Origin of the sequence: Amycolatopsis rhizosphaerae (assembly GCF_007713715.1) — a bacterium.
In the GTDB taxonomy this organism is placed as follows: Bacteria; Actinomycetota; Actinomycetes; order Mycobacteriales; family Pseudonocardiaceae; genus Amycolatopsis_E; species Amycolatopsis_E rhizosphaerae.
Map to the genome: position 1 here is coordinate 1 of NZ_VJWX01000173.1, position 13,350 is coordinate 13,350.

The following is a 13,350-nucleotide window of genomic DNA, read 5'->3' on the forward strand; positions in this document are numbered from 1 at the left end:
CCCTGCACCCCTGTCACGTCGATGTCCCAGCCCGTCACCCGTGTTCCCCCTTCCTCAACAGGCCACCAGCCTCAGCCGATGCCCTGCACCGCCGAACGCGCCTGTGCCAGCGACTGGGCAGCGGTCTGATCGTTGTTCATCAGCGTCGTCTTCACCAGGCTTATGATCGAACGCACCTCGGTGGCCGCCCGGTTCCACCGGTCCTCGACCACGTGATACTCCTCGGCCACGCCATCGGCCGTGAAGTCCGCCATCGCGCCACGTACGTCCGCGGACCGCTGGGAAATGGTCGCTTCCAACCGGGAAACGATCCCGGCCAAGTCGCCCTGCACGTGCTGGGAAGCACCAGTGTCGTAGCTGAGTCGATCCGAACTCACTGTCTTTCGCCCTTGTCTGTCGTATGGTTAGTGGGTGGCTGAGAACCGGGCCGCATCGAAGTTGGCGCTGCTGACGGCCGAGGCCGCGTGGTCCGCCATCTCCGTGTCGCCGGTGTGGAACGCCCGATCCATCCCGGACTGGCCACCCAAGATCGCGCTCAACGATGAGTTCAGATCCGCCGTGACTTCATCGGCATGCGCCTTGAACATGTCGAACCTCTGCCGCCCGGCGCCGTTGAAACTGCCTTCCAAGGGCTCCACGGCCGCGATCAGCTGCCGGACCAGCGTGCCCAGATCTCCTGATGCCGACTGGGTTTGGCTCGTCAACCTACCGAGGGTCTGGGCACCCAGGTCAAACTTCACGTCTTCTCCCTCATTTCCGCCCAGCGAATGCTGGATAACCCTTACTCGCATAGGGTAAAGATCTTGTTCGGACTTTCGGTCGGCGAACTGGGCCTGGCGGCTGTTTCGCATCGCCTGCTCACTCACCAAAAGCGGACATCAGAGAACGTTGGGGGCGAACAGCCCGGATCCGACGCACCCGGCTTCCTCGATACGTTCACGTTGTTGATCGCCCTCCGCGAGCCCAGGTCACACGGTCAGCGCCGAACCAATGCCCACAAGTCCTTGACGCTTTCTACCACACATGCACAACCCGACATCAAATATCCGCGTCGATAATCCGTACTGTTTCCGTACCTTTTCCTTACTTCGGAAACAGCAGAGTCACTTCCTGGGAAATCAGCGAGCGCGGTGGATGGTTCCGTGTCCGGCGGAAGCCAGCGCCTGCGGCCTTGCCCGGAAGGCCGCAGGCCGGAAAGTGACCGGAGCACGGTCGCTGCTCCCGCGTGAAAGCGGTGACTCCCACACCGACAAGCACGGGAACCACCCAGGCCGGATTCCACGCAAAGGCCCGAAACTCGATGAAGGAGCATCACATGGCACGAATCGTCATCCAACGGCGAACGCATCGAAAACGCCAAGCAGCGCCCCTGACCGTCACCGCGCCGATATCACGGTTCGGTTTTCCCTTCCGCCGGTGGCCGTGTGGATACGCGCAAGCTGGCCTTCTCATCGGAGCGTCCTCAACACGACCCGGTGGCCGTCGTCACCGCGGTCCTCGCCGGAGTGGCGCCGATGGCGACGCAGTCGTCGCGCAGCACCGCCAGTCGCGTCCGCCGCAGCGTCTCGCCCGGGGGCACGCCCAGGTTCTCGGCGAGATGGCGGCGGATGCGGTCGAACACGGCCAGTGCTTCGGCGCGACGGCCGCCGCGGGCCAGTGCGCGCATCAGCATCACGGCGACCGGTTCGTTCAGCGGCTGCTCCGCGGCCAGTGCGGACAGTTCGGCGACCGCCTCGCGGTGTTGCCCCAGACTCAGCTGCCAGTCCAGTTTTCGTTGTGCCAGCGTGATCCTGCGTTCGGTTAACCGCAGGCGTTCCAGTTCGGCGAACGGCCCGGGCAGGCCGGCCAGCGGCTCACCGGCGAACAGGTCCAGAGCCTGCGAGCAGGCACGCACGGCCTCGTCCACTTCCCCGGCTCGCGCGGCCGCCTCCGCCGCGGTGACGAGTTCCTCCATGCGCGTCACGTCCACCTGCGCGGCGCCGCGTGCGAGCCGGTAGCCGCACCGGTCACGCGTGATCACCGAGTCCGGGTCACCGTCGCGGTGCAGGATCTTGCGCAGCCGATAGACGTAGACCGGCACCACGTTCGCGTTCGGCGGCTCCAACCCCCACACGCCGTCGAGCAGTTCCCGCCTGCTGACCGCACGGTCCGGGCACAGCGCCAGCGCGGCCAGCACGGCTTGCTGACGCGCGGGCCCCACGTCCACGCGCTGCCCGTCGTGCCAGACCCGCAGGGGGCCGAGCACGGAGATCCGTACCGGCTGGGGCACCGGGCTCGCCGTGTGCCGACGCGAATCCTGGCTTGGCACGACCAAGCCGCTGTCGAAGGCGTGGACGATGGCGGCGCAACGATCGCGCAGCCCGAGCTTGGCCAGGATCCGCTCGACGTGTCCGGCCACGGCGTCCACGGACAGGACCAGTGCGGCGGCGATCTCGGCATCGGTCAGGCCCCGGCCGACTCCCCGGAGCACTTCGCGTTCCCGGCCGGTGAGCGCTGTGACGGTCGGCTGGTCGGTCGTTGCGGTCGTCGGCATAACGGCTCCCCGGTTGTTCGGTTGCGCCGTCAACGCTGGTCTCGTACCGCCCGCCTGACCAGGCCAGCCGACCGGCCATTACCGGCCGGTGCCCCCTCACCTGCGAAAACGCCGCGGAACTAGCCTGCGGCGAGGGTGGAGAGCAGCGCTCGACGGGTACCCGAAACGCAGTGCAGCATGGGCTCGCCGTTCGGCGGCTGTCCGACGTAGCTCAGGATCCGGCCCGCCTCGACGAGGTCGATCACGGTGACCGTCCGGCCGCGGCGCCGCTGCCCGCTCCGGTCGCGGGCAGCCGCGGCCAACTGGTGCATGCCACTGCGGGGCGCGTTCATCAGCGCCCGCACCCGGGCGGCCGGATCGGGCCTCTGCTGGCGGGTCTCCATCGTCAGCTCGTAGTCCTCCGAAGTCGCCGGGCCCCTTGCGGAGTACTGCGACACCGGGATGACGATTTCACCGATATCCGCGGCTCGGGCATCGGGCAGCGCGTCGACGACCGTGCCGGGAAGATCGTCGGCCCGCGCCGCGTCGAGGATCACGCTCTTCTCGTCACGCACCAGCCGCACCGCCTCCCCGCCGATCGCCGCGACCAGCGCCGCGCCGGGCTCGCCGTGGTGCGAGATCCAGGCGTAGCACTCCCGCTCCGGACGGGCGAGCACCGCAAGCTTCCGCCGGAATTCCGGCGTCGGCACGCCGTCGACCGCGGCTCCCGCCTTTTCCAGCAGGCCGCCGACCTCGCGCTGCAACAGCTTCCTCGCGGAGCCGTCGAGCCACAGGTCGTCCGTACCGATGACCGGATGCGGTTTTCCGTAACCGCCGGATTCCCACGCCTTGACGAAGGCATAGCGCGGCAACACGATCGCGTTCACGATGTCGTCCCCCCAGAGCCGGAGCTACCGATCGACCTTCCCGAGCCTCTCCGTCACGACACGTCGTCCCACCGGATCATGACTCCCCCAGAGACAAGGAATCGGGCCGAACGGGAGGATACCGGTCACACCGGAGCGCGGTGGGAAGAACACGGAAAGTCATGCATAAAGCGCTTTCGCCATTCAACGGGCCAGTGTCGAGAGGTCGCGGCGCGAGGCCACACCGAGTTTCGGGTAGGCCTTGTACAGGTGATAGGCGACCGTCTTCGGGCTCAGGAAGAGCTGGGCGCCGATCTCCCGGTTGGACAATCCCCGTGCCGCCAGCCGAACCACCTGGAGTTCCTGCGGGGTCAGCCCGTCGAGACCCGGCTTGACCACGGTCACCAGGCTCACCTCCCCGGTCGCCCGCAGTTCCGCCCGCGCCCGGTTCGCCCACGGTGGTGCGCCGAGCCGTTCGAAGGTCTGGAGTGCGGAGCGCAGGTGGGTGCGGGCTTCCGTCCTCCGGCGGCTACGGCGAAGCCATTCCCCGTACAGGAGTTCGGTCCTCGCGCGTTCGAACGGCCGCACACCGTCGCCGTGCAGCCGGACCGCCTCCTCGAAATGTGCCTCCGCCTCGTCTCCCCCGGCGACCAGAGCGGCGCAGCGCCGGGCCATCGCCAGTCCCCAGGGCTGTCCGGAAGCCTCCGCCCACCGCCGGAGATACGACAGCGGCTCGACGGCCCGTTCGGGCTGCCCCGTGCGCACGGCCGCCTCGACCTGCTCGGGGGAGAAGTGCAGTGCGCCGACCGGGTTGTGACCGGCGGCCGCCATCCGGTCCAGAGCCTGCTCGTACCGGCCGAGGCTCATTTCCAGCAAGGTCAGTGCCATGGCCCCGCGCGAGACCGTGCGCGAGACCCCTCTCTCCAGTGCGCGGGCGAACGCCGGTTCGGCGAGTTCACGGCACCGGTCTTCGTCGCCTGCCACCGCGGCCGCCCAGGCCAGCACACACCGCAGGTGGTCGATGCGGTGCAGATGTCCCTGCCCTGCCGCGAGGTCGAGGGCCTCCGTCGCGTGCTCCCGCGCGTCCGGGAAGCGGCCGGCGAAGATCTCGGCCAGCGCCAGGTACTCCAGTATGAGAGGCAGTGGACCGATCGTGCTGTCCGCACGGGCTTCGGCGGCAAGCTTTTCGAACAGCCCGAGCACGATTTCGTAGTCGCCGCAAACGATTGCGAGACCGCCCAGGGTGAGCCGTTCCTCGGGGCCAAGCTCCGGACCCGTGTGGTTCACCGCGTGCACGGCCAGTTCCCGCATCCGCGGCACCGCATAGGCCAGCTCACCCCGGATCAGCCGGGCCAGCGCTTCGATGCCCGTGGCGAGCGGCGAACCGCCGTCCAGCTTCGCGAGGCGCCGGGCGGCCTCGGCGATCACCTCCGCATCGTTGGCGAAACACCCGTCTCGCGCGGCCTGGACCAGCATCGACGACAGCAGGGCGCGCGGCACCACCGCATCGTCCTCGATCGCGTCCAGCAGGAGCCGGCCCGACGTGGCAGGCGACCCGGTTTCGAACTCGACGGTGGCCCGGACCCTGGCCAGCCGCACCTGGTGCAGCCGCGCGGCCCGCGTCCGGTCGACCCGGCCGGCGAGGGTCATTGCCCGGTGCAACTCCCCGGCACGGCAGGCGGCCTCGGCCGCGCCGACCAACCGGCGCGCGCGGGCGGCCGGATCGACGCTGAGTTCCGCAGCCCGTTCCAGCGCGGCGGACTGGGCCGCGTACCCCGATCGCGCGGCGACCCGGCATCCGGTCTCCTCCAGGAGCGTCGCGATCGGCTCGTCCGGTCCCGTCGCCGCGGCCGCGAGGTGCCAGGCCCGCCGGTCCGGGGCGTCGGAGCCGGCCAGCGCGGCGGCAAGCGCCCGATGGGCGGCCAGCCGCCGGGCAAGAGTGGCGCTCTGGACCACCGCGGCGCGGGCCAGCGGATGCTTGAACCGGACGCTCGTGCCCTGCAGTACCAGCAATCCCGATTCCTCGGCGGCTTCCAGATCGTCGGTGTCCGCGCCCAGCCGTGCGGCCGCGCGAAGCACCAGAGACAGGTCACCGTTTTCCTCGCTCGCCGCGACCAGTAGGAGGGTCGCGGCCGACTCCGGCAGCCGCGCCGCCTGACGGCCGAACGCCTCCTGCAACCGCGCGGTCAGTGGCAAGGCGACCGTGCCATAGGTGAAGGACAGCACTTCACCCGCCCGCTGCGCCGGGGTGAGCACGGCGGGAAGCTCGAGCAACCCGAGCGGATTCCCGTCCGTCTCGGCCAGGATCCGGCTCCGAACCCCGGAATCGAGACCGGGACAATGTGCGGCGAGGAGTTCCTCGGCCGCGGCCCGGTCGAGGCCCGCCAGCCGTACCACGCTCATGGTGCTCGGGAACTCCTCGCCGGTTCCGTCGCGCATCGCGCACAGCAGGGCCACGCGTTCCCCGGCCAGCCGCCGGGAAACGAACAGCAGCGTCTCCGCGGAGGAGCGGTCGAGCCAGTGGGCGTCGTCGACCAGGCAGAGCAGCGGGCGCTCCTCCGCCAGTTTGGAGAGCAGGGTCAGCACCGCCATCCCCACCAGGAAGCGGTTGCCGCCGTCGCCGCCGTCCAGTCCGAACGCGGCGCGCAGCGCACCGGCCTGGGGAGCGGACAATTCGGAAATCCGGTCCAGAACCGGGTTCAGTAACATGTGCAGCCCGGAGAATGGAAATTCCGCCTCGAACTCCGCCCCTTTGGCCCAAAGTACGCGCATCCCGCATGCCGCCAAGCAGGCGTAGTCCAGCAGCGCCGACTTCCCGACACCCGCCGGGCCGCCCACGACCAGGCTCGCACCACGGCCCTCCCTGGCCGTTTCGAGCAGGCGGTCGATAGCGGCCTGTTCGGCACCACGTCCGTAGAGCATGTCCGCAACATACCTAAGCGAACCGGCTCTCCGGGCGGCAAAAGCCGGTAATGCGACCGAAGACCGGCCGGGGCCCGGCTTCCTACCGTGGTCCTTGGCAGGGAACGAGGGAGGACGATGGACGGCCGAAGAACACCGGACCGGCTGGTGGTGGGCATCAGCGGAGCGACCGGGATCGCCTACGGGACACGGGTGCTGGAGCTCGCCCGCAAGGCCGGGGTGGAAACCCACCTGGTGGTGACACCGGCGGGACAGCAGACGCGCGCCTACGAAACGGACCTGAGCGTGCGCGATCTCGCCGCGATGGCGGACGTGGTGTACCGCCCCGCCGACATCGGCGCCGCGATCGCATCGGGCAGCTTCCGGACGATGGGGATGATCGTGGCGCCGTGTTCGATCCGGACCCTTTCGGCCGTCGCGTACTCCAACGGCGACAACCTGCTCACCAGGGCCGCCGACGTGACACTCAAGGAGCGACGCCGGCTGGTGCTGATGGTGCGGGAGACGCCGTTGACGCTCGGCCATCTGCGGGCGATGACGGCGGTAACCGAGGCCGGTGCGGTCGTCATGCCGCCGGTCCCCGCCTTCTACCTGCGCCCGCGCACCGTGGACGAGATCGTCGACCACACCGCGGGGCGGGCCCTGGACCTGCTCGGCATCGAGGTACCGGACCTGCCGCGCTGGGGCGAAGAGCCCGCCGGACCACCGAATCGGGAAGAGGAAATCCTGTGAAACCACCGCTGAAACACCTGCGCAGCCTGCGCGAGTTCATCGACGAGCTGGAGAAGATCGGCGAGGTGCAGCCGATCGGCCAGGAGGTCGACTGGAACCTCGAGATCGGCGCGATCGCGCGCCGATCCTACGAGCTGCGGGCTCCGGCACCGCTGTTCACCACGATCACCGGGATCGACGAGGGTTTCCGGGTGCTCGCCGCTCCCGGTGGCCTGTCGGCACAGCCGGGACTGACCTACAGCCGGATCGCCCTCGCCCTGGGTCTTCCCGCGGACGCGAAGGGCGCCGACATCGTCACCGCCCTCGCCGACGCGCGCCGTCGCGAGCCGATCCCGCCGCGGGTGCTGGATTCCGGGCCGTGCAAGGAGAACATCCTGCTCGGTGACGACGTCGACCTGTTGAAGTTCCCAACGCCGCTGATCCACGGAGACGACGGCGGTCGCTACATCCAGACCTATGGCATGAACATCGCCAAGACCCCGGACGGCACGTGGACGAACTGGTCGATCAACCGGATGATGCTGGTGGACCGCAACCGGCTCGCCTGCCTGATCCCGCCGCCCCAGCACCTCGGCATCATCAAGGCGCAGTGGGAGAAACGGGGCGAGCCGATGCCGATCGCCGTCGCGCTGGGCGTCGAACCGGGCCTGCCCTACGTCGGGGGCATGCCCCTGCCCGAAGGCGAGGACGAGTCGCACTACCTCGGCGCGTACTTCGGGGAGCCGCTCGACCTCGTCCGCGCGGAGACGGTGGACCTGCTGGTGCCCGCCACCGCCGAGATCGTCATCGAGGGCTACGTCTCCCACACGGACACCCATGAAGAGGGACCGATGGGCGAGTACCCGGGCTACCTCGACCGCAGCAGTTCGTCGCCGAAGCCGGTCCTGCACGTCACCGCGGTGACCTACCGGAACGACGCGATCCTGCCCGTCGCCGTGGCCGGGGCCCCCGTCGAGGAGGACCACACCGGCTGGGGCATGCCGCACGCGGCGGAGATGACGCACGTCCTGCGCGAAGCCGAGGTGCCCGTGGCGGCCTGCTGGGGCGTGCTGGAATCGGCCAACCACTGGTGGGTCGTTTCGCTCGACACCGACTGGCACGAACGCACCGGCCTCTCGTCGGAGGAGATGGCCCGCCGGGTCGGCGAGGTCGTGTTCGGCGCGGGCAAACTGGCCTTCGGCGTCCCCAAGCTGCTCCTGGTGGAGAACGACATCGACATCTCCGACCCGCGCCAGGTCATCTGGGCCTTCGCCAGCCGGGCGCATCCGGAGTTCGGCGAGGTGCATTTCGCCAACGAGCCGCAGAACATCCTCCCGATCTACCTCGACGCGCACGAGCGGCTGACCTACCACGCGAGCAAGGTGGTCCACAACTGCCTGCTCGCCGACCGGTTCGGCCCGGGGGAACGGCCGGTCGCCTCCGACTTCGCGCACAGCTGGTCGGCGGAACTGCAGCGCCGGGTCATCGAAAACTGGCAGGCCTACGGCTATCGGTGATTCCACCAGCCGAAACGAGGGTTGCGTAACCCGGACGGCCTACCGCCCGAAGGTCGCGTCGAGTGCGGCGGCCAGATCGGCGACCAGGTCGTCCGGGTCTTCCAGGCCCACCGAGAAACGCAGGTGCCCCCACTTCCGGAACGGCTCGGGATAGGCCGCCACCCGCGGCCCCTCGGTGCCCACGTGGACGATGAGCGATTCGTCGTGGCCGAGGGAGACGGCGGAGGTGATCAGGCGCAGGTTCGCCACGAAACGGTTCTGCGTCGCGGGATCGCCGTTGACCGAGAAGGCCATCATGGCGCCGAAACCGCGTCCGCCGAACTGCCGCGCGGCGAGTTCGTGCTGCGGGTGCGAGGACAGCCCGGGGTATTCGACGAACGCGACGCGCGGATCGACGGCGAGGAATTCGGCGATCCGGCGCGCGGAGGTCAGGTGCTGTGTGAAGCGAAGCGGCAGGGTGACCGCGCCGCGGGAGATCAGCCAGGCGTTGAACGGGGAGATCACCCCGCCCACGTCGACCATCGCCTCCGACTTGATCGGGCCGATCAGCTCGCGGGCGCCGATCACCGCACCGCCCATCGCGTCGCCGTGCCCGTTGATGTATTTGGTCAGCGAGTGCACGACGAGGTCGGCACCGTCGGCGAGCGGCCGGTACAGCGGGGGCGGGGTGAACGTCGAGTCCACCACCAGCAGGGCTCCGGCGGCGTGGGCGATCCGGGCGCAGGCCGCGACATCGGTCACCCTGGTGGTCGGGTTCGCGATCGCCTCGACGTGCACGAGCCGGGTGTTGCCGCGGATCGCGGCCCCGACGGCGGCCAGATCGCTGCTGTCGACGAAGGTGGCTTCGATCCCGTACTTCGCGGGCAGGATCTCGGCGAACAGCCGCCAGGTCGCCTCGTAGGTCACGTCGGAGACCACGATGTGGTCTCCGCTGCGCAGGTGCGTGAAGAACACCGCGTGCAGCGCGGCGACCCCGCTCGCGAGCGCGACGGCGTCTTCCCCCTCTTCGAGCGCGGCGAGCTTGTCCTGCAGGGCAAGCTGGTTGGCGCCCGAGTTACGGGTGTACAGCGGGATGTCGGTACCGGACCAGCTCACCTGGGACGGGTCCTCGGGCAGCGCGTAGGAGTTCGCCATCACGATCGGCGTCCGGATGGCGCCCGACCCCCGGTCGACCGCGTTCCCGGCGTGCACCGCCCTGCTCGGGAACGAGAGAGTGGCGGGGGATTCCTTGTCCGGCCTGCTGTTCACGGCCTCATGCTAGACGGCCGAGCCTGGCCAGTCCGGTCCGTGGGAAACCGGTGTCGGAACGCGAGCCGGGGCGCGGAAAGGACCACGATCGGAACTCAGCGCGGCGGACCGAGCCTGGCCGATCCGAGCATCGGATAACCGGGCAGTCCGATCAGGAGGTCGCCCCGCCCGGGAGCGCCGATCACCCACAGCTGCCCGGACAGGTAGGCGGCCATCGCGAGATTGATCGTGACGTTGAGCAGCTGCACCGGAGTCTGGGTTCCGTCGGGTGCCCACACCCGGCCGGGAATGGTGAGCGCTCGTTTGTCCCGGGGCGGCTCGTAGTCCAACGTGACGCGCAGCGGCGTCCAGTCGGCCGCACGGGCCGCCTTGCCGACCCGTGACCTCCGCGCCAGGACCTTGCCCGCCAGGTAGACCAGCACCGCGGCGTACACGAGCAGGAACACGCCGGTCAGGTCGGCGTCGTCGCCGAGCCGCGTGAGCCGCGAGGGCAGGTACAGCGCGACCCAGACCACGACGAGCATCAGGAACGCGGCGACCACAAGGAAAAGACGCTGCTGGTAGCGAACCAGGGCCGGACAGGGTCGTCCTTGGGGGCCCCGGGTTTCCACGGAAGGGCCGACACGGGTTTCGCCCCGCGCGGCGGTTCCCGCCGGGTCTTCGCCAGGCCGCCGACCGGCGAGCCCGGAAGGAACACCAGTGCCCGTCCGGACTCGTCCGGCCCCAGCACGAACACGCGCCGTTCCCGCGCGAGGAAGTCCCGGACCACCGAACCCAGACGCATCCGGTGCCAGCTGTCGGGGGCGAGCCGGACGTACACCGACCGCCGCGTCTCGAGCAGATCGTCGCCGCCCAGAACCACCTCGCGCACCGGCTCCCGCACCAGTCGCCGTCGCGCCCCGAGGGGAACTCGCAAGGAAGAGTAGGCGAGAAAGAAGAACATCAGCGCGATCAGCGTCACCGCGACCGCGTAGAGCGGCAACAGGGCGGACCCGGCTTTCAGGGAAGCGGCCAGCACGATGAACGCCAGAAGCACCGCGACCTTCGGCAGCCCGGTCTTCGTGAGGCGGATCGAGGCCTCCACCAGCGAGGCGACGAGCGGGTCCTCCGTCGCCGGGCGGCCCACCACGGGCCGGAACACGGGACCTGCCGGACCGGTACCAAGATCAGCGCTCAACCGGGCTCACTCCTCCGCGGGTTTTCCGCACCCACGGCGGACTCCGGGGAACCCTACCGTTCCGCGCAGCCCGGTCGAGCGGCTGATCCTCGGGCGGTTCAGACGCGGCGGAGGACGAAGCCCTCCTCCTCGTCTTCGTCGTCCGCGGCAGGCCTTGCCCGCCGGGGCGCAGGCGACAGTTCTTCCACTGTGGACTTCGCCGGTTCCTCCACTGTGGATTTTTCGGGTTCCTCCTCGATGTCGAGGAACCCCTCGACCGCCTCGGCGATGGCGGGCACACAACCGGCCTTGACCGCGCGCAGCCCGTCCCGCAGCACCTTGGTGCCCGCCTCCGTGCTCAGCCGCGAAATCTCCGCCGCCAACCGCTCCGGGCCCAGCGCGAGAGCCTCGTCACCGATCTCCAGGTCGACCAGCATGCCCTGCACGTCCACCGCCACCGAGATTCCCTCGCCCCGCGCCGTCCCGCGCAGTGCGGCCATCCCCGCCGACAGGCCAAGGCGGTCCGGGATCTCCTCGGCGATCTCGATCAGCTCGTCGATACTGCGTTCGTCGGTGTCCATCAGACCCTCCACCGGTCCGGTGTGGTGGCCTCCGCGGCCTCGGTCAACGACGCTTCCTGGTTCAGGCCCAGTGCGGCGAGATCGTCCTTGCCGAGCCCGCCGAGCTCCTCGGCCATGACGTGCTTGGCGCGTTCGTTCGCCTGCGCACCGGCCTCACGCACCAGTGCCAGGATCGAACGGGCCAGGCGGGGACCGCCGCCGCGGAGCGCGTCCGGGGAGAGTTCGAGCCCGCGCAGCGCACCCCCCGGAGCGACCTCCACGGAAATACCGTCGCGCCGCGCGCTTCCGGTGATCGTCATTGCGGGTGCACCCCTCCGTAGAACCGATGCGCGTCCCGAGGCAGCGTGTAGGTGTGGCGCATCACCTGGTCGTTCGAGTTGCCCTCGATCGTGGTGATCTTGTTGCCCTCGACCTTTTCGATGATCCCGATGTGCTCGCTGCCGCTCCAGGTCGGCCCGGTGCCGAACAGGATCGTGTCACCGGGGCGGGCCTGCTTGGCCAGGTCCTGCCGGTCGTAGGCGAGGTGGTGCCGCTCGCCCCACTTGTAGACGTCGCCGGTGAACCCGTACTTCGGGATGTCCACACCGGCTTCGCGCCACATGGAGGTGGCGAAGTAGGAGCACCAGGGCTGCCCGGTCGGGCCCCACTTGTTCTGGTTGTTCGGACCCTCGTGGTAGCCGAGGTTCGCGCGGGCGTCGGCAAGGATCTTGTCGACCTTCGCCGACTGGCTCGGATCCGTCTTGGTGGGCTCCTTGCCGTGGTTCTTGTTCGGCTCCTTGCCGTGGTTCTTGTTCGGCTCCTTGCCGTGCTTCTTGTTCGGCTCCTTATCGTGCCCCTTGCCCGGGTGCACCGGCTTGTGGTGCGCCTGCCCCGGATCGGCGACGCCGTCGGAGTTCAGGTCCTTCTCCAGTGCCCGCAGCTTGCGTGCCGCGTCCTCCATCTCGCTGCGGGCGTCCTTGAGGTGCCCGGAGGATTCCTTGAGATACCGGCCCGCCAGGTCGGTGACCTCGCCCAGCGCCTTGAACAGGGCACCCGGCACGGCGGCCCCGGCGAGGGCGTGCCCGGCCTTGAGCAGCGCCTGGGCCCGGCGGACGAACTCGTCGACGAGTGCGCCGGTCGCGCCGTGCCGGGCGGCCAGTGCCTCGGTGACCTCGGACACGATCTTGGCGGCTCGCGCGCTCGCCTCCGCCGTGACGGTCAGGTCGTCACCGAACTTCGCGGACTTCCCCTCGAAGCCGGAGGCGGCCTTGCTCTCCCAGTGCGTCAGCAGCGACTGCGCGGCCTTCCGCTGCGTGTCGTGCTGCTCCATGATCGCCCTGGCCGCCGATTCGAGCGCGGTCTGCGCGGCCTGTGACTCGCCCGCCTTGCCCTCGAGCTTGTCCTGGTGCGTCTTCAGTTCGCCCGCGAAAAGCGTGGCGATGGTTGCGGTGTCCATCGTGCTTTCCTGCCTATCCCAGCACGCCCGAGATGTCGGCGCTCTTGAGTTCCTGGATCGTCGCGTCCTCGTGTCCCCGGTAGCTCTGCGCGGCCTTGGTGGTCATTTCCCCGAGGTCCTGAGCACGCTGCCCGGTGGCCTTGACCTGCTTCTCCAGCGAGCGGCTGAAGTCGCCGAGCGCGTCGGAGAATCCGGTTTCCCTGCCGACCTGCCCGAAACTGTCCTTGGCGATCCCGGTCACCGCGTGCACCGTGCGCGAGCCGACCGTGCGCAGTTCCGCGGCGATGTGGTCCGCCTTCTTGGTGTAGGCGTGGAACTGCTCCGGGTCGGCGGAGTAGCCGTCACGGCCCTTGCCGTGCCCGCTGTCCTTGCCGTGGTGCGGTTTCTTGACCGGGTGGCGCC

General features: G+C 69.4%; 13 protein-coding genes and 1 pseudogene. 2 read left to right on the plus strand and 12 right to left on the minus strand.

Annotated features, from left to right (window positions below):
- Positions 1-71: 71 nt before the first annotated feature.
- The 5 genes from FNH05_RS18085 to FNH05_RS18105 all read right to left on the minus strand — a co-directional run bounded on the left by FNH05_RS18085 (position 72) and on the right by FNH05_RS18105 (position 6,300).
- Positions 72-377, minus strand: coding sequence for a pore-forming ESAT-6 family protein (locus FNH05_RS18085; RefSeq protein ID WP_144589878.1), 306 nt, complete (start codon positions 375-377; stop codon positions 72-74).
- Positions 378-404: 27 nt separating this feature from the next.
- Positions 405-866, minus strand: a complete 462-nt coding sequence (locus tag FNH05_RS18090) for a hypothetical protein (protein ID WP_246127806.1) — start codon at positions 864-866, stop codon at positions 405-407.
- 596 nt (positions 867-1,462) lie between these two features.
- Positions 1,463-2,533, minus strand: a complete 1,071-nt coding sequence (locus FNH05_RS18095; RefSeq protein WP_144589879.1) for an AfsR/SARP family transcriptional regulator — start codon at positions 2,531-2,533, stop codon at positions 1,463-1,465.
- 119 nt (positions 2,534-2,652) lie between these two features.
- Positions 2,653-3,399: an ESX secretion-associated protein EspG gene (locus tag FNH05_RS18100; protein ID WP_186382604.1), complete on the minus strand. Its 747-nt coding sequence runs from the start codon at positions 3,397-3,399 to the stop codon at positions 2,653-2,655.
- Between the two features lie 183 nt (positions 3,400-3,582).
- Entirely contained in the window at positions 3,583-6,300 is a 2,718-nt protein-coding gene (locus FNH05_RS18105; protein ID WP_144589881.1) for a helix-turn-helix transcriptional regulator, read from the minus strand.
- Positions 6,301-6,417: 117 nt separating this feature from the next.
- Here FNH05_RS18105 and FNH05_RS18110 point away from each other — a divergent pair, with 117 nt between their 5' ends.
- Positions 6,418-7,032, plus strand: coding sequence for a UbiX family flavin prenyltransferase (locus FNH05_RS18110; protein WP_144589882.1), 615 nt, complete (start codon positions 6,418-6,420; stop codon positions 7,030-7,032).
- Positions 7,029-8,528, plus strand: a complete 1,500-nt coding sequence (locus FNH05_RS18115; protein WP_222426642.1) for a UbiD family decarboxylase — start codon at positions 7,029-7,031, stop codon at positions 8,526-8,528. Before FNH05_RS18110 ends, FNH05_RS18115 begins: the two co-directional genes overlap by 4 nt.
- Positions 8,529-8,567: 39 nt before the next feature.
- On the opposite strand, the gene FNH05_RS18120 is transcribed toward FNH05_RS18115, so the two are convergent.
- The 7 genes and pseudogenes from FNH05_RS18120 to FNH05_RS38110 form a co-directional block, all read right to left on the minus strand.
- On the minus strand, positions 8,568-9,776 hold the full coding sequence (locus FNH05_RS18120; RefSeq protein WP_144589883.1) for a trans-sulfuration enzyme family protein: 1,209 nt from the start codon (positions 9,774-9,776) through the stop codon (positions 8,568-8,570).
- A 95-nt stretch (positions 9,777-9,871) separates the two neighbouring features.
- Positions 9,872-10,318 (minus strand): hypothetical protein, encoded by a 447-nt coding sequence (locus FNH05_RS18125; protein WP_144589884.1) that lies wholly within the window; start codon positions 10,316-10,318, stop codon positions 9,872-9,874.
- Positions 10,300-10,953, minus strand: coding sequence for a hypothetical protein (locus FNH05_RS18130; protein WP_144589885.1), 654 nt, complete (start codon positions 10,951-10,953; stop codon positions 10,300-10,302). Before FNH05_RS18130 ends, FNH05_RS18125 begins: the two co-directional genes overlap by 19 nt.
- A gap of 98 nt (positions 10,954-11,051) precedes the next feature.
- Entirely contained in the window at positions 11,052-11,513 is a 462-nt protein-coding gene (locus FNH05_RS18135; RefSeq protein ID WP_144589886.1) for a hypothetical protein, read from the minus strand.
- Entirely contained in the window at positions 11,513-11,812 is a 300-nt protein-coding gene (locus tag FNH05_RS18140) for a YbaB/EbfC family nucleoid-associated protein (RefSeq protein WP_144589887.1), read from the minus strand. The genes FNH05_RS18135 and FNH05_RS18140 overlap by 1 nt, the downstream gene beginning before the upstream one ends.
- Complete coding sequence (locus FNH05_RS18145) at positions 11,809-12,948, minus strand: CHAP domain-containing protein (protein WP_144589888.1); 1,140 nt, start codon at positions 12,946-12,948, stop codon at positions 11,809-11,811. The genes FNH05_RS18140 and FNH05_RS18145 overlap by 4 nt, the downstream gene beginning before the upstream one ends.
- 13 nt (positions 12,949-12,961) lie before the next feature.
- Positions 12,962-13,350: pseudogene (locus tag FNH05_RS38110) on the minus strand (lytic transglycosylase); the annotation flags it as partial.